Annotated in this window: 21 protein-coding genes and 1 pseudogene; 18 read left to right on the forward strand and 4 right to left on the reverse strand. The window is 41.3% G+C overall.

All coding sequences use genetic code 11. The annotated features are described in order from the left end of the window. The first annotated feature begins 191 nt into the window (after window positions 1-191). Window positions 192-3746: a discoidin domain-containing protein gene (locus PODO_RS14205; RefSeq protein WP_038570899.1), complete on the forward strand. Its 3555-nt coding sequence runs from the start codon at window positions 192-194 to the stop codon at window positions 3744-3746. 292 nt (window positions 3747-4038) lie between these two features. Beyond that, window positions 4039-4380, forward strand: a complete 342-nt coding sequence (locus PODO_RS14210) for a DUF1801 domain-containing protein (protein ID WP_036677965.1) — start codon at window positions 4039-4041, stop codon at window positions 4378-4380. Between the two features lie 81 nt (window positions 4381-4461). On the opposite strand, the gene PODO_RS14215 is transcribed toward PODO_RS14210, so the two are convergent. Next, window positions 4462-4884 (reverse strand): MarR family winged helix-turn-helix transcriptional regulator, encoded by a 423-nt coding sequence (locus PODO_RS14215; RefSeq protein ID WP_169744822.1) that lies wholly within the window; start codon window positions 4882-4884, stop codon window positions 4462-4464. Between the two features lie 276 nt (window positions 4885-5160). On the opposite strand from PODO_RS14215, the gene PODO_RS14220 reads away from it, so the two are divergent. Then, the gene (locus tag PODO_RS14220; protein WP_038570903.1) at window positions 5161-6684 is read left to right on the forward strand and encodes an MDR family MFS transporter; all 1524 of its coding nucleotides are present in this window, start codon (window positions 5161-5163) and stop codon (window positions 6682-6684) included. A 78-nt stretch (window positions 6685-6762) separates the two neighbouring features. Here PODO_RS14220 and PODO_RS14225 read toward each other — a convergent pair whose 3' ends face one another. Beyond that, window positions 6763-7848 (reverse strand): helix-turn-helix transcriptional regulator, encoded by a 1086-nt coding sequence (locus PODO_RS14225; protein WP_038570906.1) that lies wholly within the window; start codon window positions 7846-7848, stop codon window positions 6763-6765. A gap of 128 nt (window positions 7849-7976) precedes the next feature. Here PODO_RS14225 and PODO_RS14230 point away from each other — a divergent pair, with 128 nt between their 5' ends. The 10 genes from PODO_RS14230 to PODO_RS14275 all read left to right on the forward strand — a co-directional run bounded on the left by PODO_RS14230 (window position 7977) and on the right by PODO_RS14275 (window position 19217). Further along, window positions 7977-9056, forward strand: coding sequence for a saccharopine dehydrogenase family protein (locus tag PODO_RS14230; RefSeq protein ID WP_036677954.1), 1080 nt, complete (start codon window positions 7977-7979; stop codon window positions 9054-9056). A 35-nt stretch (window positions 9057-9091) separates the two neighbouring features. Further along, on the forward strand, window positions 9092-9658 hold the full coding sequence (cysC, locus tag PODO_RS14235) for an adenylyl-sulfate kinase (RefSeq protein ID WP_038570909.1): 567 nt from the start codon (window positions 9092-9094) through the stop codon (window positions 9656-9658). 166 nt (window positions 9659-9824) lie between these two features. Beyond that, the gene (locus PODO_RS14240) at window positions 9825-10595 is read left to right on the forward strand and encodes a flavodoxin family protein (protein WP_038570912.1); all 771 of its coding nucleotides are present in this window, start codon (window positions 9825-9827) and stop codon (window positions 10593-10595) included. 76 nt (window positions 10596-10671) lie between these two features. Continuing rightward, on the forward strand, window positions 10672-13056 hold the full coding sequence (locus tag PODO_RS14245) for a polyprenyl synthetase family protein (RefSeq protein ID WP_038570915.1): 2385 nt from the start codon (window positions 10672-10674) through the stop codon (window positions 13054-13056). 166 nt (window positions 13057-13222) lie between these two features. Next, window positions 13223-13720 carry an RNA polymerase sigma factor gene (locus tag PODO_RS14250; protein ID WP_036678355.1) on the forward strand — a complete coding sequence of 166 codons (498 nt, stop codon included), beginning with the start codon at window positions 13223-13225 and terminating at the stop codon, window positions 13718-13720. Between the two features lie 17 nt (window positions 13721-13737). Further along, on the forward strand, window positions 13738-15219 hold the full coding sequence (locus tag PODO_RS14255; RefSeq protein ID WP_038570918.1) for a DUF4179 domain-containing protein: 1482 nt from the start codon (window positions 13738-13740) through the stop codon (window positions 15217-15219). A gap of 58 nt (window positions 15220-15277) precedes the next feature. Beyond that, window positions 15278-15904, forward strand: coding sequence for an HAD family hydrolase (locus PODO_RS14260; RefSeq protein WP_038570921.1), 627 nt, complete (start codon window positions 15278-15280; stop codon window positions 15902-15904). Window positions 15905-16126: 222 nt separating this feature from the next. After that, window positions 16127-17494 carry a Na+/H+ antiporter NhaC gene (nhaC, locus tag PODO_RS14265; protein ID WP_038570924.1) on the forward strand — a complete coding sequence of 456 codons (1368 nt, stop codon included), beginning with the start codon at window positions 16127-16129 and terminating at the stop codon, window positions 17492-17494. 94 nt (window positions 17495-17588) lie between these two features. Beyond that, the gene (locus PODO_RS14270; RefSeq protein WP_036677937.1) at window positions 17589-18809 is read left to right on the forward strand and encodes a GNAT family N-acetyltransferase; all 1221 of its coding nucleotides are present in this window, start codon (window positions 17589-17591) and stop codon (window positions 18807-18809) included. A gap of 84 nt (window positions 18810-18893) precedes the next feature. Beyond that, the gene (locus PODO_RS14275; RefSeq protein ID WP_036677934.1) at window positions 18894-19217 is read left to right on the forward strand and encodes a hypothetical protein; all 324 of its coding nucleotides are present in this window, start codon (window positions 18894-18896) and stop codon (window positions 19215-19217) included. Between the two features lie 170 nt (window positions 19218-19387). Here the strand turns inward: PODO_RS14275 and PODO_RS14280 are convergent. Next, window positions 19388-19849 (reverse strand): annotated as a pseudogene (locus PODO_RS14280) (TIM barrel protein); the annotation flags it as partial. 113 nt (window positions 19850-19962) lie between these two features. After that, a complete protein-coding gene (locus tag PODO_RS14285) occupies window positions 19963-20994 on the reverse strand; it encodes a M23 family metallopeptidase (RefSeq protein ID WP_080742494.1) in 1032 nt (343 codons plus the stop codon). A gap of 191 nt (window positions 20995-21185) precedes the next feature. On the opposite strand from PODO_RS14285, the gene PODO_RS14290 reads away from it, so the two are divergent. From PODO_RS14290 to PODO_RS14310, 5 genes are all read left to right on the forward strand, one after another. Continuing rightward, window positions 21186-21941, forward strand: coding sequence for a response regulator transcription factor (locus PODO_RS14290; protein ID WP_036677929.1), 756 nt, complete (start codon window positions 21186-21188; stop codon window positions 21939-21941). Further along, on the forward strand, window positions 21938-23689 hold the full coding sequence (locus tag PODO_RS14295; protein ID WP_036677927.1) for a sensor histidine kinase: 1752 nt from the start codon (window positions 21938-21940) through the stop codon (window positions 23687-23689). Before PODO_RS14290 ends, PODO_RS14295 begins: the two co-directional genes overlap by 4 nt. Before the next feature lie 196 nt (window positions 23690-23885). After that, window positions 23886-24752, forward strand: a complete 867-nt coding sequence (locus PODO_RS14300; protein ID WP_038570928.1) for an SDR family oxidoreductase — start codon at window positions 23886-23888, stop codon at window positions 24750-24752. Window positions 24753-24964: 212 nt separating this feature from the next. Beyond that, window positions 24965-25510, forward strand: a complete 546-nt coding sequence (locus PODO_RS14305) for a CueP family metal-binding protein (RefSeq protein WP_036677924.1) — start codon at window positions 24965-24967, stop codon at window positions 25508-25510. Between the two features lie 412 nt (window positions 25511-25922). Then, a complete protein-coding gene (locus PODO_RS14310; RefSeq protein ID WP_038570932.1) occupies window positions 25923-26435 on the forward strand; it encodes a DinB family protein in 513 nt (170 codons plus the stop codon). Window positions 26436-26692 lie beyond the last annotated feature (257 nt).

Genomic DNA, 26692 nt, shown 5'->3' on the forward strand with positions numbered 1-26692 from the left:
CATATCTTTTCCGTAGAATTACATCTTATAGCTTGAACTGTTCTTTCTCTATAATGAAAGTGTCTCACATTGAAAGGAGGATCGGTTGTTATTTAATGTGCTCTGAGATGAATTTGAATGTAAACGCTATCATTTGAGCACTCAGATAGGGTGACACGTTAGTGATAATCTACATTAAGAGGAGGATTATAATGCGCAACAAGTATGTCGTATGGTCGCTTGTAGTAACCCTGTTGATTTCAAGTTTATACCTGGCAGCGGGTCCGTTCACATTTGTTAGTGCCTCTGGTGGCGCGAATTTGACGCTGGGCAAAACTGTAACGGCTAGCGGTCAATCACAAACGTACAGTCCAAACAATGTGAAAGACAGCAATCAAGAGACGTATTGGGAAAGCAGCAATAATGCATTTCCGCAATGGATCCAAGTTGATCTCGGTACAGAGACAAGTATTGACCAAATCGTATTGAAGCTGCCAACGGGCTGGGAGACGCGTACGCAAACACTCGCCGTTCAAGGCAGCACAAATGGATCTACATTCACTGACATTGTTGGTTCAGCTGATTATGTGTTCAATCCTTCAGCAGGAGGGAACACCGTTAAGATTGATTTTTCAGCAACCAGCACTCGTTATGTACGCCTGAATGTAACAGGCAATACGGGTTGGCCGGCAGCGCAAGTATCTGAATTCGAAATTTATGGAGCTAGCACACCAACACCGACGCCAACAGCCACACCGACAGCCACACCAAGTCCAACAGCCACACCAACGCCAACTGTCACACCAACGCCAACAGCCATACCGACAGCAACGCCAACGCCAACAGCCACACCGACAGCCATACCAACGCCAACAGCCACACCAACGCCAACTGTCACACCAACGCCAACAGCCATACCGACAGCAACGCCAACGGCTACGCCTGTTGCGGGCAGTAATATCGCGGTTGGCAAATCGATTACCGCATCCTCTAATACGCAATCATTTGTGGCAGCAAATGCTAATGACAACAACACCAACACATACTGGGAAGGTGGCAGTAATCCTAGTTCATTGATACTTGACCTGGGGTCAAACTACAATGTTTCCTCAATCGTTCTAAAGTTAAATCCAACCGCTGCATGGGGAGCACGTACCCAAACGATTCAAGTGCTCGGTCACAATCAAAACACAACGACATTTGGGAATCTGGTGTCAGCACAATCGTATTCGTTTAATCCAGCTTCAGGAAATACAGTAACCATTCCTGTTACCGCAACTGTCAAACGTCTACAGCTTAATATTACTGCCAACTCGGGTGCTCCAGCTGGACAGATCGCCGAATTTGAAGTGTACGGTACTCCAGCTCCGAATCCGGATTTGGTGATTGCTGGCATGTCCTGGTCACCAACGAATCCGGTTGAGTCTAATGCGATTACGCTGAATGCAATCGTAAAGAATATCGGCAATGCCAACTCATCAGCTACTACTGTTAATTTCTATTTGAATAATGAGCTTGTAGGCTCAGCTCCGGTAGGTGTACTAGCAACTGGAGCATCGACAACAGCATCGATGACACTTACCGCAGGAGTTAAGCCTGCCGCAACGTATTCAGTTAGTGCCAAAGTTGATGAAGACAACCTAGTTATCGAACAAAATGAAGCGAATAACAGCTACACGAACCCAGCCTCACTTATTATCGCTCCAGTGTCCAGCTCTGACTTAGTGGGAACTGTTACATGGACGCCAAGTAATCCTGTTGCTAATAACAATGTAACGTTCAATGTAAATCTTAAGAATCAAGGAACCATCACCACTGCAAGTGGTTCACATGGTCTAAGCGTTGTTCTTAAAAACTCTGCGGGTTCCACTATTCAAACCTTTAATGGATCTTATAACGGTGCCTTAGCAGCGGGGGCATCAGTTAATGTTGCGATTCCAGGGACTTGGACAGCGATTAATGGTAACTACACAGTCACCACTACTGTTGAAGTGGATGCTACTGAGATAGCTGCCAAGCAAGCGAATAATGTAAGTGTTTCTAATCTCGTTGTCTATGCTGCGCGTGGTGCAAGCATGCCGTATAGTCGATATGATACCGAGGATGCTACTCTCGGGGGTGGCGCGACATTGAAATCGGCGCCAACCTTTGATCAAGCATTAATCGCTTCTGAAGCTTCTGGCCAGCGTTATATAGCTCTTCCTTCGAATGGTTCGAACTTAGAGTGGACGGTCAGACAGGGTCAAGGCGGCGCAGGTGTAACGATGAGATTTACAATGCCTGACTCTGCAGATGGGATGGGATTGAATGGTTCACTGGATGTGTATGTGAATGGAGCGAAAGTAAAAACAGTTTCCTTAACCTCATACTACAGCTGGCAGTATTTCTCAGGTGATATGCCTGGCGATACACCTAGTGCAGGACGTCCACTATTCCGTTTTGATGAAGTTCACTGGAAGATGGATACACCCCTCCAACCTGGGGACAAGATTCGAATCCAGAAGAACAATGGAGATAGCTTGGAATATGGTGTGGATTTCATTGAAATTGAATCTGTTCCAACAGCAATTGCCCGCCCAGCTAACTCCGTATCTGTAACAGATTACGGTGCTGTGGCAAACGACGGACAAGATGATCTGGCAGCTTTTAAAGCTACTGTAAATGCAGCCGTGGCAAGCGGAAAGTCTATTTATATTCCAGCAGGAACCTTTAATCTTAGCAGTATGTGGGAGATTGGTTCTGCTAGTAATATGATCAATAACCTCACTATTACTGGTGCTGGTCTCTGGCACACCAATATTCAGTTCACCAATCCTAATGCTGCGGGCGGTGGTATTTCACTCCGTATTTCAGGTAGGCTAGATTTCAGTAATGTATATATGAATTCTAATTTGCGCTCACGTTATGGGCAAAATGCAATTTACAAAGGTTTTATGGATAACTTTGGAACCAACTCTATTATCCATGATGTCTGGGTAGAGCATTTTGAATGCGGAATGTGGGTAGGCGACTACGCTCATACACCTGCGATTTATGCTAACGGGCTGGTAGTTGAAAACAGTCGGATTCGGAACAATCTTGCAGACGGCATCAACTTCTCGCAAGGTACTAGCAATTCAATTGTACGCAATAGCAGTGTGCGAAATAATGGTGACGATGGTCTTGCAGTATGGACCAGTAACACAAATGGTGCACCTGCTGGTGTGAATAATACCTTCTCGTATAACACCATTGAGAATAACTGGCGTGCGGCAGCGATTGCTTTCTTTGGAGGAAGTGGTCATAAGGCTGATCATAACTATATCATTGATACAGTTGGTGGTTCCGGCATACGTATGAATACCGTTTTTCCAGGTTATCATTTCCAGAATAATACGGGTGTAGTTTTCTCAGATACAACCATTATTAACAGTGGCACGAGTAAAGATCTTTATGGGGGTGAACGTGGCGCAATTGATCTTGAAGCATCAAATGATGCTATCAAGAACGTTACATTTAACAACATAGACATCATTAATACCCAGCGTGATGCGATTCAATTTGGATATGGTGGTGGATTCGAGAACATCGTGTTCAACAACATCAATATTAACGGTACAGGACTTGATGGAATAACAACTTCACGGTTCTCAGGTCCACATAAAGGTGCAGCTATTTACACCTATACAGGCAATGGTGCGGCAACCTTTAATAACCTGACAACTTCCAACATTGCTTATCCGAATCTGAATTATATTCAGAGCGGTTTTAATCTAACGATTCATTAATTTTATGTACGAGGTTAAGGGAGAAGCTCTTAGGAGCTTTTCCCTTTTTAGCTTGTAACGAGCTGGATATCTCTAATTTGCCAGAAGGATAATGACTACATGAACAAGAAATTAATATATGGGGAATTTAAACTATTAAATTTTTGAAATTCTTTTGCAGATGTGTTGATTTCATCATCTTATGTTCGTCATAGCAGATGCGTCGGATCTCAAAGGACCTCCTGATTTTGTTAAACAACTTACTGCGCTTATTCAGGCAAACCATTTAATTACTTAAAGGGAGAGATGAAAAATGAATCAGGAAGTAATCGATTTTATTGAAGCGCTAAAAGAATCATGGCAGGTGGAGTTGTCCACCTCACTACGTGAGGTTGTTCATCAGGCTATACCGGATGTGCAGGAACGTATTCAGTATAAGAAACCTCATTTTTTGAAAAATGGAAAATACGCTGCGGCCATCTCGACATCAAAAGACGCAGTCAGCTTTGTAATCTTTAATACAACCGAGCTAACGCTTCCAGAGGGAGCATTTGAGGGACCACCTGAAAGGAAAACCTTAAAGCTTCGAAAAGGAGACACATTTGATTCTGCACAGTTGGTCTCTTTAGTTGCTCAAGCTTCAGCTTCTCTTTGATCCATACTTATATTAAAAGGACGATATCTCAAAGTCATTTGACTTCATGGGATATCGTCCTTTTTTGATGATTATACAGTTTTAGTTACTAGTTGTAGTGCTGAGATAATGAATCTGCTCTTCCAGGATGGTACTTGCTTTGCCTAAAAATGTTGTTATCAACTCAAGCTCCTGCTCAGTAAAGGAAGACGCCAGTTTAACCATCTTAGTGTGCAAAGGAAGGTAGGCATTTCCAACCTCGTTATTCTCATATAAAGGGACAATGATCACCTTACGACGGTCATTTGGGTCATGTTCTCTGCGAACAAAGCCGTTTTTTTCAAGTCGATCAACTAATGTGGTAATGCTGCCTGTAGTAAGTCCAGTTAATTTGGATAGCTCGCCGGCGGTGATAGGACCTTTTTCCTGAAGGATATCTATAGATAGAAAATCGTTATTGTATAACCCCAAAGAAGTTGCTACTTTTTGCTGATACAAAACCGTTCGGCTGCCTAGGCCCCGCATGCGTAAAGTTAAGTCTTCCTGCTGAATTGTAACTTGATTGTGTCGATCTCTTGACAAAAGAGGACCCTCCTTTTAAAATGTTTATATCTTGATAGTCAAGATAATTAATAAACAAGATGCTTGATGAACATCTAATTAATTGTCTTGATTTTATCGAATTATTCACTAATTTGCAAAGGATATAACATCACGTGGTTTGGAATGAAGCCTGTGCACAATCCTTTAACAATTAGAGTAGAACTAAACATTTGGGAAAAGTGGAGGAGAAAAAGGAGCATGGAAAAGAAAAATAAAGTTGGGGTTATTATAGTAGCTCTATTGTTGGCCACCCTTATGGCATCAATGGATAATACTATACTTGCAACCGCAATGGGAACCATTGTAGGTGACCTTGGCGGTTTTGACAAATTGATGTGGGTTACGTCCGCTTATATGATAGCTGAGATGGCGGGTATGCCGATTTTCGGTAAATTATCGGATATGTATGGACGTAAGCGATTTTTTATTTTCGGTATTATTGTCTTTATGATTGGTTCAGCTTTATGTGGTACGGCAAATTCTATTGTCCAGCTTAGTATTTATCGGGCAATTCAGGGTATTGGTGGAGGGGCACTCGTTCCTATTGCATTCACGATTATGTTCGATGTAGTGGCCCCAGAAAAACGGGGGAAAATCGGGGGGTTATTCGGTGCTGCCTATGGTATTTCCAGTATTTTTGGTCCTCTTATTGGCGCTTATATAGCGGATTATATTCATTGGTCTTGGGTCTTTTATATCAATTTACCCATTGGTGTTATTGCATTCTTTATGATCGCTTTCTTCTACAAAGAATCTGTTGAGCATTCCAAAGAGAAAATTGATTATCTTGGGGCTTTTACACTTGTAGCTTCAATCCTTTGTCTCATGTTTGCGATTGAGCTCGGGGGTAAGAAATATGCTTGGGACTCGACAATGATTCTGGGATTATTTATGGCTTTTGTTGTGTTTTTAATTGGTTTTATTTTTATTGAACGTCGTGCAGAAGAGCCAATCATTACCTTTGGCATGTTCAAGAATCGTCTCTATTCTACGAGTAATGTTATGGCGATATTTAGCGGAGCGGCATTTATTACAGCCTCGGTGTACATTCCAATTTATATTCAAGGGGTTCTTGGCGGGTCTGCCACAAATTCGGGGCTTGTTCTACTTCCGATGATGATTGGTTCTGTTATCACTGCTGCTGGCGGAGGATTCTTGCTCTCTAAATTTAATTATCGCACGATCATGATTTCTACGTTAGTACTCCTTGTTGCAGGTATTGCTCTGCTTACCACACTAACACCAGACTCCTCCCGGTTTATGGTCACTATTTTTATGTTTCTGGTGGGTCTTGGCATAGGTTCATCATTTTCTGTTCTAAGCAATGCAGCGATTCATGGATTTACAGCAAGACAACGGGGTTCTGCAAGTTCGACACTTAGCTTCACACGGGAGCTGGGAATGACACTTGGTATTACGGTATTTGGTATTATTCAAAGTCACATTTTTTCGAATAAATTAACTTCCATGTTCAGTAAAGGAGGCGCGGCACCAGAAGGTGTTAATCTAAGTGATCCAAGTACAATTTTGACTCCCGACACACGGGCCAAAATTCCCTCTGAGGTTCTTGATAAAATCACCGAAGGATTATCTTCTTCTCTTGTTCATACCTTTGCTTGGGCGATTATTCCATCAGTTATAGCTCTAATGGCAGCATTTGTGATGAGCAGGGAGAAGTTTGATCCTGCTTCTGAGCTGGAAGAATTTACGGCATCGCATTAAGGAAATAAAAGATAAAATAAAAGCCTAAGTCCTTTGTTAATAAAGGCTTGGGCTTTTTTGATAAGAAGCTCGGCGATCCTATTTCTCTGAAATGCTATATCGAGAATGTAAATGCCAGATAAGCTCTCTACGGCTGCTGACACCTGCTTTAGCGAAAATGGATTTTAAATGATCCTGAACCGTGTAAGCAGAAATATGTAACTCAGCAGCCAATTCTTTAGTAGATAATCCACGAATTACTCCTTCAAGTAAATGCTGTTCCCGTTTCGTCAGATCATACGCTTCTGCAATGATAGGAAGCATATCTGCTGGACGTGCAGGCTCGAATGAAATAGCGATTTGCGTCTGACCGTCGTATGCATGAAGCCGGCTAGCCCGGATCACTAGATAAGGTCCTTCTGACATCCGGATACAGGACTTAGCCATCCCCGAAGATTCAGAGGGACTATTGATTGCTTGTGTGCTCACCGCCCGAATTGGACGTGGCAGGATATGGTGATCAATTTTTTCTAATGAACGAAGTTTCTCTAACCAGCGGTCTGCTGTAGGATTGGAGGAGAGGAGCACTAGTTGATCAGAAAGGACAGCAATTCCGGAACCGTAATCTTCTTCCAGCCAAGTCTGATTTCTCTCAGGCAACTCAAGACTGAAAGCCCGCATTCTTGCGGCAATCTCAGGAAGCATTAAGGCTATCCACTCACAATCCTCCCGCGAAAATACAGGCTGACCCGACTTTCTGTAAAGTGTCAGATACCCCCAACACGCATCTCCATGAACAAGTACAGCGCGTAATTCATCCTCAAATCCTGCCGGAGATAGTACCTTTTGATAGCGAGCACTCAAATCTGGCTGCCCTTCGGTTGCTTCATATAAAGTAGCTACGTGCACTTTACTATGAACCATTTGCTCATAGGGATTAATATCGTCTTCACCGTATTCGATCTGGAACAAGTGATGGTGAATGGATTCCACGTTATCTTCTGTAACTGCACCTGTCGAGAGTAGTGTACGTGGATCAACATGGGTACAGCAGGCAGCATCAAAGGGTACAGCATCGCGTAAAATCGACAGTAATGAAGTACGGTAGCTATGTGAAGAATCAGAAACAGCACCGAACCTTATGATTTGTTGTTTAATATGATTAAGTTGTCTTATGGTTTTCATAGGTAAGCCCTCTAGTCATGGAGTATAAAAACAGGTATCCCACATTTATGGGATAGTGAATGTAAACCATATCCGTATAATTGAGAATGGTTCTTAATTATTTCTATTATATAGGATGCGGTGATAAAATGCAGAGAAAAGAAGATATTGTAGTCGTCGGTGGATATGGCCATGTAGGGCGTACCATTTGTGAAATCTTAGAGAAAAAATATCCTGGAAAGGTATATGCTGCAGGGCGAAGCCTTGTAAAAGCAAAGCAATTCAGTCAAGCAACTGATGGGAAAATTAAGCCGATGCAGGTGGATATTAATAAACCTTTACCTACTGATAAGTTAGAACGAGTTAAATTAATCATTATGTGCTTAGATCAAACGGATACAGATTTTGTAAGAGCTGTGTTTCGAAGCGGTATTCATTATGTGGATGTATCTGCGAACGGTTTGTTTTTGAATGAAATTGAGAAATACAAGAGAGAGGCTGAAGATAATGGGTCAAGTGCTGTCTTAAGTGTAGGACTTGCTCCCGGCATCACTAATCTCCTGGCCCTTGAAGCAGAGCGGCAGATGGATCAGATCGAGGAGATAGAAATTGCAATTATGCTCGGACTAGGTGATTCTCATGGCAAAGCGGCGCTAGAATGGACAGTCGACAGTTTAGCAGCTAAGTTCGAAGTGAAGCAGGGTAATCGCCAGGTTGAGGTGGAGAGCTTTACAGACAGAAGGTTATATCATTTTGGTGATAAGATGGGTAATCGATATGCTTACCGTTTTCCATTCTCAGATCAACAGACACTGAGCAGAACACTGAAAGCATCGTCTATCTCCACACGATTTTGTCTTGATTCAGCTATGGTTACTAAAATACTGGCAATAACGAAAAAAACAGGAGCCGTTCGCTTACTGCAAATAGGCTGGCTGAAGAATTTAATTGTTCGTGCTATGGGGCGGCTGCATTTGGGGGATGATGGGTTCGCTATTAAGGTTGAGGCAAGTGGAAGAAATTTAGAAGGTAAATTACTTCATGCGGATTTTTTATTACAAGGAAAGAATCAATCTATCATTACGGCAAAAGTAACAGCGGCAGTAGCAAAACATCTATATGATTCACCACCCCCAGGTGGAGTTTACCATATTGAGCAGCTGACTGATATAGCGTATATACAGAAGGAATTAGGATCAGCAATTTCTCTCAAGACTGCGGTAAACTAGTATAATATTAATCATATAGAAAGGGGCGTCATAGAATGAATAGAAAAGATTGGGAGCTGTTGAACGGTCATAAAGCGGGCGTGTTTTGGTTCACAGGATTATCAGGTTCAGGAAAAAGTACACTAGCACAACAAGCTGAAAAAGAATTGTTTAAGCAAGGCATAAGATGTGCTGTGATCGACGGCGACCAGCTAAGAAAAGGTTTAAATATCGATTTAGGTTTTTCAGAAGAGGATCGTAAAGAAAATATGCGGCGCGCGGCCGAAGTAGCGTCTATGTTTTTGGACCTTGGCTTTATAGTGCTTGTCCCGATGATTTCACCTTCTTCAGCTGCTAGAGAAGCGATTAGATATCGTTTTCAGTCTGGCGAGTTTGCAGAGATTTATGTGCAATGTTCATTAGAAACCTGCGAACAACGTGATCCTAAAGGGTTGTATAAGAAAGCTAGAAAAGGTGAAATTCGTGAGTTTACAGGTATTGATGCTATTTATGAACCCCCTAAACATGCCGAATTGACAGTTGACACAGAGATTTACAATATGGAGAGCAGTGTGAATCTGCTAGTTGATTTTGTTACACATAATTACGCTAAAAAGATATAGTGGGAAGTTAACAGAAGCCTAATTAAGTAGGGCTTCTTTTTTTGCATTCTCAAATGGAATTTTATCGCATAAAGGGAATCAAGGTGCTACAATATGAATGAACAAAAATAAATTCATTCATATTTATCGGGATTATTCAAAATATGCGATATATGGAGGACTCCAAATGAAAAAAGTTACTGCATTTATTGGGAATCAGCAAAAGCATGCGACCTTTGAAGCGGTTTGTGAATTTGGCAATAATTTAAAAGCATATGGTGATATTGAATTTGAGTATGTCTTTTTAAAAGATTATCGGCTTGAATATTGCCGGGGCTGTAAGATATGTTTCAATAAAGGTGAGGAGTATTGTCCACTAAAGGATGATCGTGATGTATTGATGGAGAAAATGATTCATTCTGACGGGGTTATTTTCGCTACCCCTAATTATGCATTTCATGTATCGGCACCGATGAAGAACCTCTTGGATCGGCTTGCCTTTGTATTTCATAGACCTCGTTTCTTCGGAAAAACCTTCACGGCTATTGTCAATCAGGGGATCTTTGGAGGCAACAAAATTGAAAAATATCTTAGTAATATGGGCGAGAATTTCGGATTTCAAGTCACAAAAGGCTGTGTCTTGACTACTTTGGAACCAAGAACAGAAGTTGCGCAGAAAAAAATGACGAGAGAAATTAAGAAAGCCTCCGAAAGATTCTATAAGGACCTCATGTCACCTAAGACTCCGGTTCCTTCATTTTTCAGGTTAATGCTGTTTCGAATGTCACGTACAAGTATAAAAACAATGCTTGATGATCATTCCAGGGATTACCGGTATTACAAAGAACAAGGCTGGTTTGAGTCTGGTTATTATTATCCTGTTTCATTGGGTCTTATAAAAAGGACAGCGGGTCTGATCTTTGACTTTATTGGGAAACGTATGGCGAAGAATTCGTAACCATAAAGACACTTCCCCGTATAAGATATGAACATGACCGACAATTAACCAAAAGAGAAGTTGAGGTAATCCACCTATGAATGTAAATTTAACCGATCATGCCGATTCAGCCTATTCGCTAGCCGAGCAGAGGGCGGCTCAGTATTTTGTTTCACTGCATATGCAGTTCAAAGAAAAAACGTATGTATCTACTCTGACTGAAGATATTCAATTATGGAAAAAACATCATATTCATCACCGCTCATGGTTGTCCTTTTTCTCTAGAGGGAAGAGGAAACCTGATTCTCAGGATTATCATAAGTATATAGGGTGGCTGAATCTTTCCGGTAAATTGGATGATTATTTAGATCGCAGCGTTTCCTATTTATATATGAGAGATCTGGGCAAAGCCTTGGATTCTCCTGACACACAAAACAGGATTAAGCGAATGGTTGCTGACATTAGATCTCAATTGATCCCAGACGGTTCAACAATGATAAGAGAACAATCAGAATTTATGAGCTTGGCAGGAGTATATCGCTGGGCGCAAAAAGAAGGCGTCGAGACCGCCACCATCTGGGTGATCGACAAGCTAAAGAACGTATCAACCCATATTCCGCAGGAAATGAATGCCGAACAAGCGCAGCGTAAGTTAATTAAGATCATTATCGGGGTCATTCTGCATGTAATGGAGGAAATGGGGGAGAGTACCCCACCTTTGGAACGTTCTAAGAAGCTTAGTGAAGCCATTAGACTTGGTTATTCTTATGGGCTGACTTACCCTTTTATTGATGATCTTCTCGATTCCAGTGTCTTAACGCTTCAAGAAAAAGAGCAATATTCCCTCATGATACGCGACGCTATCCTTACTAGATCTGTGCCTGAGCTTGGAGAATGGTCCGGAGAGAACATGGAATTCATTCGATACGTACATTCGGAGCTTAGTGAAGCTTTCCAATATATTAAAAGCTATCAACGTCCAGAAATGCAGAACATATTTTTCGAGCAATCCTTTGTGTTTTTTCAATCTCAGGAGCTGGACCGTGTTAAGGAACTCTCCAACGCTAAATACACCAATGAAGAGCTTTATATCCCCATTATCTTAAAATCCTCTTCTTCCCGTTTAATTGTCCGATCCGTTATTAGTGCTCCTACAGATGATGGATTTGATCAACGTACTTTTTATTATGGTCTTTACAATCAACTGGCTGATGATTTTGCGGATATGTTTGACGATATGAAAGAGGGAGCGGTAACGCCGTATACCTATTTTCTGAAATACCGTGATCAACGTTCAGATTTGATAAACCCTTTTGAATTATACTGGACCGTCATCTCTCATCTAATCCATTCCGTATATCACTCCGATGCCAAAACCCGTGAAGTGATTCTAGATCGAGCAATTAACGGTTTGAAGCGTTGTAAAGAACGTGTGGGTACTGAAAAGTATAAAGAGATTATGCAGATCTTTGCTTCGGGTCAACCCGAATTTAATCATCTCGTGCAGCAAATGGTGTTGAAAGCTGATGATGTGGATTTTTTTGACAAACTACTAAGAGATCAACTGCTTACGAATTTAAAAAACAACAAGCAGGAAAAGGTGGATTTTCACAATACGATTCAAAAGGTTCGTGGTGAAATCAACAATCAATTGCCGATTAATAAACCTGTTGGGACACCAGCTATGAAAGAAATGTTAATTGATGCAGCCAATTATAGTTTAGAGGGTGATGGCAAGCGAATACGACCTATCCTGACTTGGGTTATGGGTGTGAACGAATACGGATTAGACAGCGCAGCAATTGTGCCGCTTTTGAGGTCTTTGGAATATATGCATACTGCATCCTTAATTTTCGATGATCTGCCCTCTCAGGATAATGCCCCCACTCGAAGAGGCCGTTCAACTCTACATGAGGTGTATAATAGCGCTACGGCGGAATTGACAGGACTCTTTCTAATTCAGAAGTCGATTGAGGAACAGGCATCCCTTCATACATTCGATGCTAAATCCGTAATTGCTTTAATGCAATATTCAGCTCAAAAGGCGGAAGATACCTGCATGGGGCAAGCGATGGATTTGAATTCTAAAGGAAAAGCATTGACGCTAGAGCAATTAAATATGATTTGTTTCTATAAGACGGGCATTGCGTTCGAAGCTTCACTAGTTATGCCAGCGATTCTTGCACAGGTTAAGGAGACAGAAATAGAAGCTTTGAAGAAATTCGCTTATCATGCGGGGATTGCTTTTCAGATTAAAGATGATTTACTCGACTTGGAAGGGGATTTACAATTACTAGGTAAGCCGACAGGGCAGGATGTTGAGAATAACAATGCAACGTTTGTCTCCATTCTGGGTTCAGAAGGTGCTAGAAAAGAGATGTGGGAGCACTATTGTCTTGCCATGGAGGCGTTAAAAGAGATCCCCCGCAATATCAATTTTTTAAAACATCTATTGAATTATATGGTTAATCGTGATCGATAAATATGAAAATGGAGTGTTGGCATCTTTGCCAGCACTTTTTTATGAAAAAAATCAATCGTTTTTACGTTCAGCTCCGTCTTACTTATAAGAACATCAGAACGATGACTTTATCCTAATACCGACACTGACAAAAAAAGAGGGGGTGTAGTGAGTGGTGGATAGGACGATGGACGAGGTCAGAATGGTTGATTTTGCCCGTATGGATGAGGAAGTTTTCTTTAAACGCCTGTATGTGGAGCATCGGAAAATGTACACCGTCGCTTATAGTTATCTACGAACAGAAGCGGACGCGTTAGAAGTTGTACAAGAGGCTTCATGTCGGGCCTGGATGAAACGTAAGAAGCTTAAAGATGAACAGTCATTTACACCTTGGTTGATTCGAATTACGATCAATTGCTGTATGGATGAACTACGACGAAAAAAACGAGTGATTCCTACGGAGAAGCTGGCAGAGGTTGCAACTCAGGAAATGAAAAGCAACGACCGGATTGATCTGGAACGCGCTATGAACAGGTTAAAGCCCAAATATCGGCATGTGGTACTTCTTAAATATTACAATGACATGACTACAATCGAAATCGCAAAAGTGCTAAAAAAACCAGAAGGTACAATCAAAACCTGGTTACGTGAGGGACTTAAACAGCTTCGTAATGTGCTGAAGTGATATGGGAGGTGAACAGAGTGACAGATAAAGAAGATCGTATTTTGCAGAAAAATGTTGATGAAATGAATCAGAATACTGAAACTTTACAGGAAATGAAAATATATAACGCGATGCGAAAGGGAATTATGGAAGGAAAAAAACGTGAGAAACGCCGTGTTTATACCGCAGGTTTGGGAGTGATTGCAGCTGCAGCCGTAGCCCTATTATTTACATACTCTTCAATCGGATTACCGGCCAAGGAAGTGGCCCAACCTTCAGTTCAAACCGCCAGCCCTAAAAATACAGATGATTTTGCAGCTTATCGCTCATTTTCAAGGTTAGAACCAGCACTTGCAAGTGCTCTGGAACAGAATCTCGTGATGCCGGTGGGTCAGAGCGCGGAAAACAAGGGGTACCGAGTGGATGTAACTGGTGCAGTAACAGATGGAAGGAAGGTGTATATTCTATACAGTGTTCAGAACAATACAGACAAAGAAGTTATACATGCGGATTTTGCGCTTCAATATGAAGGCATACAGGAGTCGAATCTACATAAAGGTGCTGCACTAAGTATGCTTGCCAGCGATAACCGAATTCAACCAGGCCAGTCTAAGGATTTTATATACACCACTAGTCTTTCACCAACGATTAAATATCCAAAGGAAGTAAACTATAATGTCATTCTCACTGAAACTTCAGATAAGGCGCTACAATCCAGTAGTAATAAATACCGGACTAATCTGGATGTTGCTTTCGAACTTAATCCTGATATGCTCAAAGCACAGGAAAGAATTCTAAAAACGGATAAAACGCTGACAGTTGACGGGCAAAAGATTAAAGTGAATCTAGTGCAATATACACCGCTTAGTACCTATGCAGATTTGGAGTATGATCTGAACAATGATAAACAAATTTTCCAATTGATTAATCCAGTTCTGATTAGTACAAATGGGGGTGCTACCGAAAAATTATTTTACCCCGACATCGTCAACTCTGACAATTCTGAAGTCTATTCGGACAACACCAAGTTTACGCTGGTGTTCAGGAACAGCCAGAGCGGCCTAAAGCATCAGCCAGACACCGTTTCATTAAAAACCTTTGGTATCTCGGCAGTCGAAAAAAATAAAATGAAAATTGTTGTCGATCTCAATAGGCAGCAAATCATTGAAGCACCGGGAAGCGGCCTTGAGCTTGTTGCTCCAACGCAAGAGAATTATGCAGATGAAGGAGAGATCTTGTTGCGGCATACAATTACTGATGCCGAATATTTAAAATACTACACTAGACTTGCTGAGACTTTTACTGATGCGGAAGGAAATGTGCATAAAAGAGCAATCAAAACAACTTCGGCAGGAAACTTCGGTGGCTACATGACTTCAAAGGATGGTACAGCCGTGGATGAAATGCGTTATACTTTTGGAAAGGGAGCGAAAGATTATCCTCAACCACTAACGATTACGCTAGAGAAATATATCAATCCGATTATGGATACGCAAGCCGTAGAGTTATTTTCTAAGTAATAGATTAAGCTTAACGATTAATAATCTTGTATTTGTTGTAATCCTATAGGAGGTAGTTATGCGTAAATATAACACTGTAATCTTTGATGTGGATGGAACCTTAATTGATACAGAAATTGCTGTTTTGAGTTCTCTGCAAAAGATGTTAAAGGTGGATCACAACAAAGAGTATGAATTGTCAGAGCTTAATTTTGTGTTAGGTATTCCAGGTTCAGCTTCATTACCGCAACTTGGGATCGAAGATATTCATGAGGGCAATGAGAGATGGAATGTTTTCATGAAAGATTTCTATGATACTATTAACATCTTTGACGGAATTGTAGATGTAATGAGTTCATTACAGTCAAAAGAGATCGTTCAAGGAATTGTGACTTCCAAGACAAGAGATGAGCTAAATGACGATTTCGCTCCATTTGGCTTAACTAAATATTTATCATATACCGTTATCGCAGAAGATACAGCAAAGCATAAGCCACATCCAGACCCCTTGCTAGAATTTATTAGAGTATCAAAAGCAAACCCTGAATCATCTATTTACATAGGGGACACGATTTATGATTATGAATGTGCACGAGATGCTGGTGTCGATTTTGGATTAGCTTTATGGGGATGCAAGCAGCATGAGCATATTCCCGCGAAATATAAATTTGAAACTCCGCAGGATATTTTAAAGCTGCAATTGTAAAGTGAATAGGATGAATATAAAGCAGAGCGGCATTTTGCCCTCTGTTTTTTAATGGAAAAACCTTCATTGTATGTTCTTAACATTGACTCTTCTCTATCTTATCGTTAATATTACCTCTGTGCTTCATTGCCCAAAAGCCTAAAAGCTTAAAAGCTTAAAAGTAAGGAAGCGCCGCATTCTTCGGATTTTATCCCAATCACAATGTTAAGGAGCACTATCGTTATGGACCGTCAGCTTAGTTTTTCAAAAAGTATGATTATCATCGCCTTTATTCTTGCATTTCTTTTTGTATCTATTTTCCTATTAAAAGCAGAACCTCATATCCCGCTTCTCGCAACCACAGTTGGCACAGCAGTCTTATTGGGTTTATTTGGTGTGTCATGGAAAGATATTGAGGCAGCTATCATCAAAGGCATACAAACAGCTATAATGCCCATTCTTATTCTCATGCTAATCGGAATATTGATCGCTGTATGGATGATGAGTGGTACGGTGCCTACACTTTTATTTTATGGTATGGATTATATTAATCCGAACTACTTTGCAGTAAGCGCGTTATATGTCACAATTGTCGTCTCTATGTTTACTGGAAGCTCATTCACCACCGTTAGCACGATTGGTGTAGCTTTGATGGGTATTGCTTTGACGACAGGGATTTCTCCAACACTTGCTGCTGGAGCGATTATTTGTGGAGCTTGTTTTGGTGATAAAATGTCACCTTTATCTGATACTACAAATTTCGCACCTGCAGTGGTAGGTATATCCTTGTTCACACATATTCGTAATATGATGTACACAACGATTCCAGCGCTTATTATAACTACTGTCTTTTTCTTGTTCGCACCAAAAGCCGATGCGATTGATTTATCGTCGATTCAGGGGATTAAGTTTGCTCTACAGGATGGATTTAGTATTCACTGGTTAACGTTGATCTCACCACTTGCCGTTATTATTTGCTCAATCAAACGAATCCCAATCCTTCCTACACTGATGGTTGGCATTGTCACTGGTCTTCTGGTGACCGCTATTATTCAGCAGCAGACAGAAATCGGTGTCTGGTTCAGTGTGATGCAGAATGGATACGAAAGTACTATTGCCAATGAAACCGTTGCTTCTATCGTTAACCGAGGTGGAATGCAATCAATGATGAGCTCCGTTTCACTTATCTTGATTGCTTTATCATTAGGCGGGCTAATACAATATTGTGGTGTCATAGAGGCTTTTTTTCGCAAAATCATTCAACCTCTCAAACGTAAAAGCAGTATCGTGCTTATGAGCGGCGCATCATCCATTGCGGTTAATGGGATGACTGGTGAACAGTATCTTTCTATTTTGCTGCCCGGTCAAATGTTCAAAGATGAATATAATCGCCGAGGCATTCCAGCAAAGACACTATCCCGTACGTTAGAGGATTGTGGAACCCTTGTTAATCCTTTAATTCCTTGGGGAGTTAGCGGTGCTTTTTTCGCAGCTACACTAGGTGTACCGGTAATTGAATATATACCTTATGCCACCCTTCTGTGGTTAAGCCCATTCATCACGTTTGCGTATGCTTTGATCCCGAAGCTGCAAAAGAACTCGTTAGGCTAACCTTCTCTGAAAGAATGTATTTATTGAACGGATATAAAGAATAATAAGAGTGATTTCTGATTTATATCTGGGTAATTCAGCGGGGGTATTGATAGTGAGTCGCAATAAGTTGCAGGATAGAATCAGGTTAGCAAATGTCGAGACTAAACATGCAGAGCAATTTAATAATTTATTACGTTATGTATTTCAAGTGACGAATCGTGATTTACAAATCTTTGGTTGGGAAAATCGTGAAATCACCCAAGCGAAGCTGCCAGTTCTAAAGTATGCTGATGTAGTCGGTTGGTTTGATGGTGATAAATTGATTTCACAGTTAGCAGTATACCCATTTCAAGTAAATATTTTTGGGCGAATTTATGAGATGGGTGGCCTGACGGGTGTTGGAACCTATCCCGAATATGCTAATTTAGGTTTAATGAATAAGCTGATGCTGCATGCATTAACTAAAATGCGGGGCCGCAAGCAATCAATTTCTTATCTATTTCCGTATTCCATTCCATATTATAGGCGGAAAGGCTGGGAGATCATTACCGATAAAATCTCATTTGAAGTTCCGGATACTCAGCTGCCGAAAACTAAAAAAGTTCCTGGGAACGTGGAGCGGGTAACTATTGAACATCCGGATATCAAGGAGATATATGATCAGTTCTCCATGCAGCATCATGGAGCTATGCTTCGAAATAAGTTGGCTTGGGAAGAATATTTACGCTGGGATCTGGATGAAATGACGGTAGGCATCTATTATAACAATGATGATTTGCCCACGGGGTATTTGTTGTATTGGGTTGCTGAGGAGATCTTTTATATCAAAGAAATGGTATATATTAACGAAGAAGCTCGGGTGGGATTATGGAACTTTATAAGTGCACATTTTTCGATGATTACTCTTGTCAAAGGGGATATTTATAAAGGGGAGCCGCTTTCCTTCGTTTTAGATGATGGTGACATCAAGGAAACCATTGCTCCTTATTTTATGGCCCGGATAGTGGATGTACAATTATTTATCGAACAGTATCCGTTTAAAAAACAGGATAAAGAGGGTTGCCTTATCTTCACCTTGAGTGATCCGATGCTGGAATGGAACCGGGGTACATTTACGCTTAATGTGGATAAAGATGGAACAGGTGTTTTGCACGCAGGAGGGACTAACCCTTCCTTGTTGATTGACATTCCGACTTTAACCACGATGTTAATGGGCTATAAGCGACCTACCTATTTGGCTAGGATCGGTCGGATCCAGGCAGATGAAGCGACAGTTCAATTCCTGGAAGGGTTAATCAGGCCAGAACATCCTTATTTCTCTGATTATTTTTAAAAAGCATACTCTAATGAGTGTGCTTTTTTGTTCTTTTATAGTAGAATTGATTCTCGGCAACACTAAATGATATGGGGTGTAAGAATGGCGATTAATTTCACCAAACCAATGATCCAAAGGTTAGAACAAGAAATCATAGAGGTAGAGAGCAAGCTCAAAAACGTGAAGAACAAAAAGGAAAAATCCAAATTCAAAATTAATCAATTAGAACAGGATATGAAATTTAGCAAGTCTCACACAGATTTGAGCAGTAAAATGACGCGAATCAAAAAGCTTAACGATGAAATTAAAAACATGAATCGCCTGCAAGCTGATCTTTCCAAAGAATTAACAGCAAAGAAAAACTCGTTAAAAAAACTCCAGGTAAATGGAACCGCGCCTACTACAATTGATTCCACAAAAGGATAATCGATGATGGTTGCACAGATAAAAAACCGCGTAACTGGCGGTTTTTATTTTTTTACCAGCTCATCTGTATCTCCCCTTAACAAGGAAATCTCATGCTTATAGGGTGCGTTTACATATTTCTTTTCACCGATGGAGGGAGTCTCTAAGAGTTTGGGAATAGCTGGAAGTTATTCAAAAGAGACTCCACATTCACTACCTTTTCCAGCCATAGTTTCTAATGAAACCTGAACATTTCGTTTATCTGTTAGCACTTCGTTTAAGCCTTCCGCGATCCGAGAGATGCCGGCTTGAGAGCCAGGATGTAGGACGATTTGGGTTGAACCCAAAGCTTCTGTTCTTATGATTTCTGATTGAAGAAACTCTATACTATGCTCAAAGACCTGTGCCGAAAGTGTATTTCCTAAGTTAACAATAAATGGAGCGTGTACAATAATATTAGAAATACCGTTATCTCTCATATGAGCATGTCCTGCTTCAATATTCAAAGCTTCAATGGGTTTGCGGCGTGTATTTTGTGGGGCTCCGGTATAAAAAAGGAAGGTGGCCGCTCCATAAGAAGCTGCCTCTTCACTAGCTCGAAGGAGCATTTTTGTTCCGGTCATAGACACATGAGAGCCTAGGAGTAAAGACATCGGGGTTGACACTTCCTTTCCTCAGAATACAGGAAGTTTTTTAGGGAAGATCAAGGTTGTCTTATCTGATCTATTATTTATGAGAGACAACCTTAGCGACCCGGAATTTAGCGCTAATTAGCGGCGAAAATAGTCTCGCCTTGAATTGGTTTTAAATCTTGCTCCCATTTAACTCTGATTGCCCGGGAAGTGAATAGATCAGCTCCATCTGAGATTTGGAAGTGTAGATGGGCCTCGCTCGTATTACCAGAATTACCTGTTAAGCCAATAACCTCCCCTTTTTCGACTTTATCCCCCGGTTTTACAGTAACTGACCCTTGTTTGAGATGCGCCAAATGACTATATTCCCCGCCATGATCAATGACAACGATATTTCCGGTAGCTTGATTCGGATTCATGACCCCAACTGGCTCATTGTCTTTAATGTCATTCACAACCGATACAACGGTGCCGTCCGCTGGAGCGAGAATGTTTTTGCCAAAGGCATAATAGCTTTCATTTTTTAGTGGGTCTCCTTTATAGGAATAGTTATCTTTGGTTTGGATAAAATCGTAAGCGTAACGCTGGATTTCTAACTCATAATGATAATTCACAAGCACATTCTCGCCACCCCAAAACACATACCAATCCCCCTCAAACGGCAGCGCGTATTCATGTTTACTTAGTACATTGTCGGTTTCAGGAGAAGGGATAAGCTCTTGAACTTGAATTAATGTAATCATCCCATCCGGATCAAACATCCCGACGAGCCCCTTATTGCCAGCATCACTAACCCATGTGCGTCGATCAAATCCATTAAGCTGCATGGTCGATGCCTTTTCCAATGTATGGATACCCTTAGTGAATTCTTTTCCTGTCTCTGCTAATTCTGCTTCACTTATTTCATCTTTTAAAGGCTGGTTAAAGCGGGCATACAACTCCTTATACTTCCCGTCCAGTAGAATCTTTGATAGTTCATCTGGAGCAAATCCGCTCAGAATGGCAGCTGTGGCCGGGTTTGTTGTCTGCTCCGCCTTTTCAGTAGTCGGCACATCAGCATTCTCTCCTCCACAGGCAGCCATTAATAAAGACAATGACCCTACAGCCAAGACAGTTCTTGTATTCAAAATAACTTTATGAATGATTTTTTTAGGTTTTTTGTTCATATATATCGCCTCCCAGTATTACGATTGTAGCAGTCTATCCTTAGCTCTTCTGAAATTCTATATTAACACTTACATAATTTACTAGCTATTTAATGAATACGAATTAAGCTTCCGTTAAGATTAGTAAGATTGCTAGCCAAAAAAATCATGCTATGATGATAAAAACGTCTATTGTGAAAGGGAAAATTTATATGAATGAGGCTTCAATTTTATTGGTTGATGATGAGGTATCACTTTTAGACATTATGGAGACAGTGCTGCGTAAGGAAGGCTACGTCAATATAGATACAGTGCAAACAGGTGAAGAAGCAGTAAGTGCCTGTGAATCCAAAAAATATGATTTAATTGTGCTGGATGTAATGCTGCCCGGACGAAGTGGCATCGAAATCTGCCCTTTTATCCGGCAGACGACGGATGCTCCTATTCTTTTTCTGACTGCTCGGACGTCTGATTTCGATAAATTAACGGGCTTTGCTATAGGTGGAGATGATTATATCACCAAGCCCTTTAACCCGCTTGAAGTGGTGGCTCGTATAAGAGCACAGCTGCGGAGATATTTTGCTTCTGCTAACCAACAGGCTACTGGCAAGAGTGTAGAAATAGTCCCCCATAAATCTGCAAATGTATATGATTACGGAAGGTTTAAGCTAGATGAGACAGCGGGAGAACTCCTGGTAGAGGGTCAGTCTGTTGCTTGTCCGGCACTTGTATTTCAACTGCTGGTCTTCCTATGCAAACATCCCAATCAGATTTTCAGCAAAAGTGAGTTATATGAGAAAGTATGGGGCGATGAAGCACTGAGTGATGATAATACGGTCATGGTTCATATTCATCGAATTAGAGAACGCATCGAAGCAGACCCGTCCGATCCAAAATTTATTGTTAACGTTAGGGGCCTTGGTTATAAGCTGGTGAAGGTAGACCGCCAGGAGTTGTCCATGCCATGAATATCAAACGCCGGTTAACGTTAAGGTTCGTTCTACAGCTAGCTATTACGGGAATGGTTGTTCTCGCTATTGCAGCAGTAACGTTTACTTGGATGCTGTTGCGTTTTCTCGATATCAGTATTACGCGTGATTTTGCTAATGTTGGCTTAGAGCAACTGGTTGAATCCTCCAAAATTGATGAGAAGGGCATTCAATTTTCCCCGAGCTTGCTGGAGCAAGTGAAGAAGAATAAGGGCTGGCTGCAAAACATCGATGAAAATGGAAAAGTTGAAAGTGCCTACAACACTCCAAAAGATGTCCCAATTCAATATGGACCGGGTGAAGTAGTCGCCTATTGGACAGGGACTCAGCCTTTTCCGTATACTCTGGCTGTATGGATTCAAGAGAAAAATGGGAGACAATTCACGCTTCTTTATGGCGCGCCAAATATACTAGATCCTCTGTTAAAAAAAATGAGCGAAGGTACATTTGATGCAGTAGATGGAGATCTGGTTCTGCCTGATTCGATTGAAAGAGAAATTAAATCATCACAGGCTTTTGTTCAACTCATTGATTCATCGGGTACGGAGCTGCTCTCCTATAATAGGCCAAAGATGATTCCCACCAAGTACTCAGTGCCAGAGCTAGCACTACGCACTCTCTACAGTGAACGTTACGGCTATCATGTCCGATCTTCTTTTGATAAACAAACCGGCCAAACATGGATCGTTGGACAACCAAACGTAAAGGGAGCAGATATAGGCCAAAAGGTATGGGTACCTGAAGAGGTTAAAATTGTTATTAAAGGCTCATTAGCAATGCTCGCGGCTTTATTGCTTGCATTTATATTGCTTTCTTTATGGCAAGCTCATAGGTTTGGAGCGCCAATGCTGCATATGCTTGTATGGCTCGATTCCATTGGAAATGCCATATATACAGAGCCTATGGACCGTAAAGGAAATCGTCGTAGTCGAACACACGTAGGTAAATGGAGACGGAGATACCGGGTTTTTTCTGATGTTATGGTATCCATAGAGAAATTATCTGCTAATTTGCAGAGAGATCAAGCGTTGCGGCAACAAACAGAGAATTTGAGGGAAGAATGGATCGCAGGTGTTACACATGATTTAAAAACTCCTTTATCTTCTATAACTGGTTATGCCCATTTACTGGCGGAGCCTTCGTATGATTGGTCGAAAGAGGAAGTTCGCAAGTTTACAAGGACTATGCTGGATAAATCAGCCCATATGGACATGCTTATTAGTGATCTTGCCATGACCTATCGGCTAAAAACAGGGATCAAGCCACCAGAGCTGATGGAGGTGGAATTGAACTTTTGGCTACATCAAGCCCTTGATCAAGCTGCTGCAAATCCCGAATACGGGAAGCAACGAATTATATTTGTGCCGGCACCAAACGAAGTGAGAGCTCGATTGTATACTCCATGGCTAGAGCGGGTGGTCAACAATTTGACTGCGAATGCTTTACTTCATAACCCCTCAGATACGATTTTAACGGTTTCGCTTACTATGAATGATGAGGACAGTGGATTTACTATTCAATTTTCCGATGATGGCGATGGAATGGATGAAGTCACACTTAACCGTCTATTTGAACGTTATTATCGAGGAACGGACACCGTATCTAGCTCCAACGGATCCGGCCTTGGCATGGCGATCTCCAAGGGATTAATCGAATGTATGGAGGGCAGGATTGCTGTTGAGAGTAGCCCTGGACAAGGGACCATTATTAAGTTGATATGGAGCTGATCATAGAACCAGCGTTTTTCCTAACGGAAATGACGGTGGTTTTTTTGTTGTGAATATAGTTTTTTAATTCTTCTGTTTATTATCCAGCCAGAGTTGGGATCATAAATAAGTTGACATCTAAACTGATTGTAACTACAATAGTTACAGGTAGTGATTAAAAATAAATTTATCATCCTAATTTGAGGAGGAAGTAAAAATGAAAATAGCAATAACAGGAGCAACAGGTCAATTCGGATCATTGGTGATAGAAGCTTTACTTAAAACTGTACCCGCAGGTGATCTTGTAGTTAGTGTGCGGAACCCAGAAAAAGCAAGTGATCTTCAGGCGCGTGGAGTAGAAGTCCGTCATGGTGATTTTGATCAACCTGAGACGCTGGAATCAGCATTTGCCGGTGTGGATCGACTATTAATTGTATCCGCAGATGGTGATAATGAAACCCGGATTCGTCAACATAAAGCAGCTGTTGTTGCTGCGGAAAAAGCAGGCGTTGGCTTCATTGCCTACACAAGTGTAGGACAAGCAGACAAGAGTGAACTATTTCTTGCTGAAGTTCACCGCATCACCGAAGAAGCTATTCGCGCAACAGGCATTCCTTACAGCTTCCTCCGTAATAACTGGTATTTGGAGAATGAGATCGGCTCCATTCAAGGCGCTCTAGCAGGTGCCCCATGGGTGACTTCAGCAGGGAACGGTAAAGTTGGCTGGGCTACACGCGGAGATTATGCAGAAGCTGCAGCTAATGTACTGACAGGTGACGGACATGAGAACACAGTGTATGAATTGTCTGGCAAACCTTTAACACAAGAGGAATTGACTGAGATCATAGGCACTGTAATCGGTAAAGAAATCAAAGTAATCCAGGTTGACGACGAGGCTTATGCCAAGACCATGTCGGAGGTGGGTGTCCCAGAAGCTGCGCTTCCAATAGTTGTAGCTATACAACGTGGTATTCGTGAAGGTTGGCTTAATATTGAAAGTAGCGAATTAGAGAAACTGCTGAAACGTTCAGCTACTCCTCTTGCGGATGTCATTCGTGTTATGGTCGGTAATTTACAAGCATAATAATATAAAAGATAAAAGGCTTCCTCGAGGTTGAAAAACCAGTGAGGAGGCCTTTTTTTGTGTTGATAGAGGATGAATCAAATACATAACTTTTCACTATTTTGCCTTGTTCATAATTGTGTTAGTTTAGTTTAACTAGTTATACTAAAAGAAATGGAAGATACTCTGAGAGAGTACATAATCTGGCGAATAAGCGAAGGAGATGATTACAAATGAAAAGAAATATCTTGCTGGTATCTGGAGCGGCGGTTGTTGCATTAGGTGCGTATTTGTTATTGGGAGGTATCGACAAGGATACGCCCTCAGCACAAGATACAACCGACATTAAGCAATTAGTGCAAGAATATAGTTCAAGCAGTATGGAAAACCTGTCCGCTTCTATCACTTCTGAGCAACTTATTGTAACCGATAGTAACAATAAAGAGAAAACTTACGACTTGCCTAAAGATGAGTTTTTTGTTTCTATAGCTCCATATGTGGAGAATACGCATCCTTGCGCTACACATAGCTTGACCGGCTGCCAAGGGGAATTAACGGATGATGAGTTTAAAGTATATATCGAAGACAGCGAAGGCAATGTGATTGTGGATAAAGAAATGAAATCGCTATCTAACGGATTTATTGATCTTTGGTTGCCCCGGGACAAAAAATATAACGTAACCATTGAGCAGGACGGAAAAGCAGCAAAATCTGAACTTTCCACTTTTAAGAGTGATAATACATGTGTTACCACTATGCAATTGGCAGAAAGTATCTAAAAAGTTGTAGAGAGAAGACTTGGAAAGCGAATGCTCAGGAGGATGTTTCTTAAGCGATGTCGAATTCGTTATTCATAGTCCAATCTGATCTTCCTTCTGATGTATTCTGTGTCGGACTTTCGCCAAATGTCCATCGTATCGGACTCCATTGCAGCTATTTTAGATTTTCGCAGCATTTTTCAAGCTTATCGGACTGCATAGCTCTTATTGGGTTGTAATGGCACAGAATCGGAGTGTTTTTAGGGAAATAGCTGCATCTGGGTCCGATAACCTGGTGAAATGCCATAAATCTTCGAAATAAGAGCCTCACGGTCCGATCCAGCGGAGAGTTAGAAACTGTTTGGGAAAAGGAACAAAAGTATCACACGAATGATCAAAAGAAATTGCTTTACAGAAGAGAGGAGAGAGATGAATGGTTAAAGAGCTGATCATTGGGGATGTTTTGCAGGAGTTGGCTGGTACGCGTCGGATACTGGAGAAGCTGCCTCAGGAGCATATGACATGGAAACCACACTCTAAGTCAATGAGCCTGGGTGGGCTGGCCACACATCTTGTTAACCTTCTGAGCTGGCAATCCGCAATTCTTCTTTACTCGGAGTTTGATTTGGCAACCGTGGCATACCGACGAGAAGCACTGGAGAGTCCCGATGCGATTCTACAAGAGTTCGACCTGAAAGCTCGTGAGATAGAGGAATTAATTACTGCAAGCAATGTGGAGATGCTCGGCGCCGAGTGGACCTTGCGGAACGGGGAGCAGATCATCCGTCGTCAGACCCGGGCTGCTGCGCTTCGTACCATCGGATTGAATCACATGGTTCACCACCGGGCACAGCTTGGAGTATATTTGCGGCTGCTTGACGTGCCGGTACCTGGTCTTTATGGACCCTCGGCTGATGAATTAGAATTAGCAAACGGGGAAGTTTGATTAGTGAGGAAGCCCTACACTGCCAAGTAAGTTCAAGATATAGCTCTTACTTTATATATTGGAGTATTAAGTTACTTCCAAACATACGGTAATGGGCTTATTTGCTTTTTTCTAGCACTACACTAAATAAAACTCATGGAGGATCGGGAGGTTTGGGTTGACACTTTAGTTAATTTGGAGATATTATAGATTCATTAAATCTATGATGTAACAGATATTTTTTTGATTTAATAATAGATAAAAAGAGTCTTTAATAT

The sequence above is a fragment of the Paenibacillus odorifer genome, assembly GCF_000758725.1.
GTDB lineage: Bacteria > Bacillota > Bacilli > Paenibacillales > Paenibacillaceae > Paenibacillus_AQ > Paenibacillus_AQ odorifer.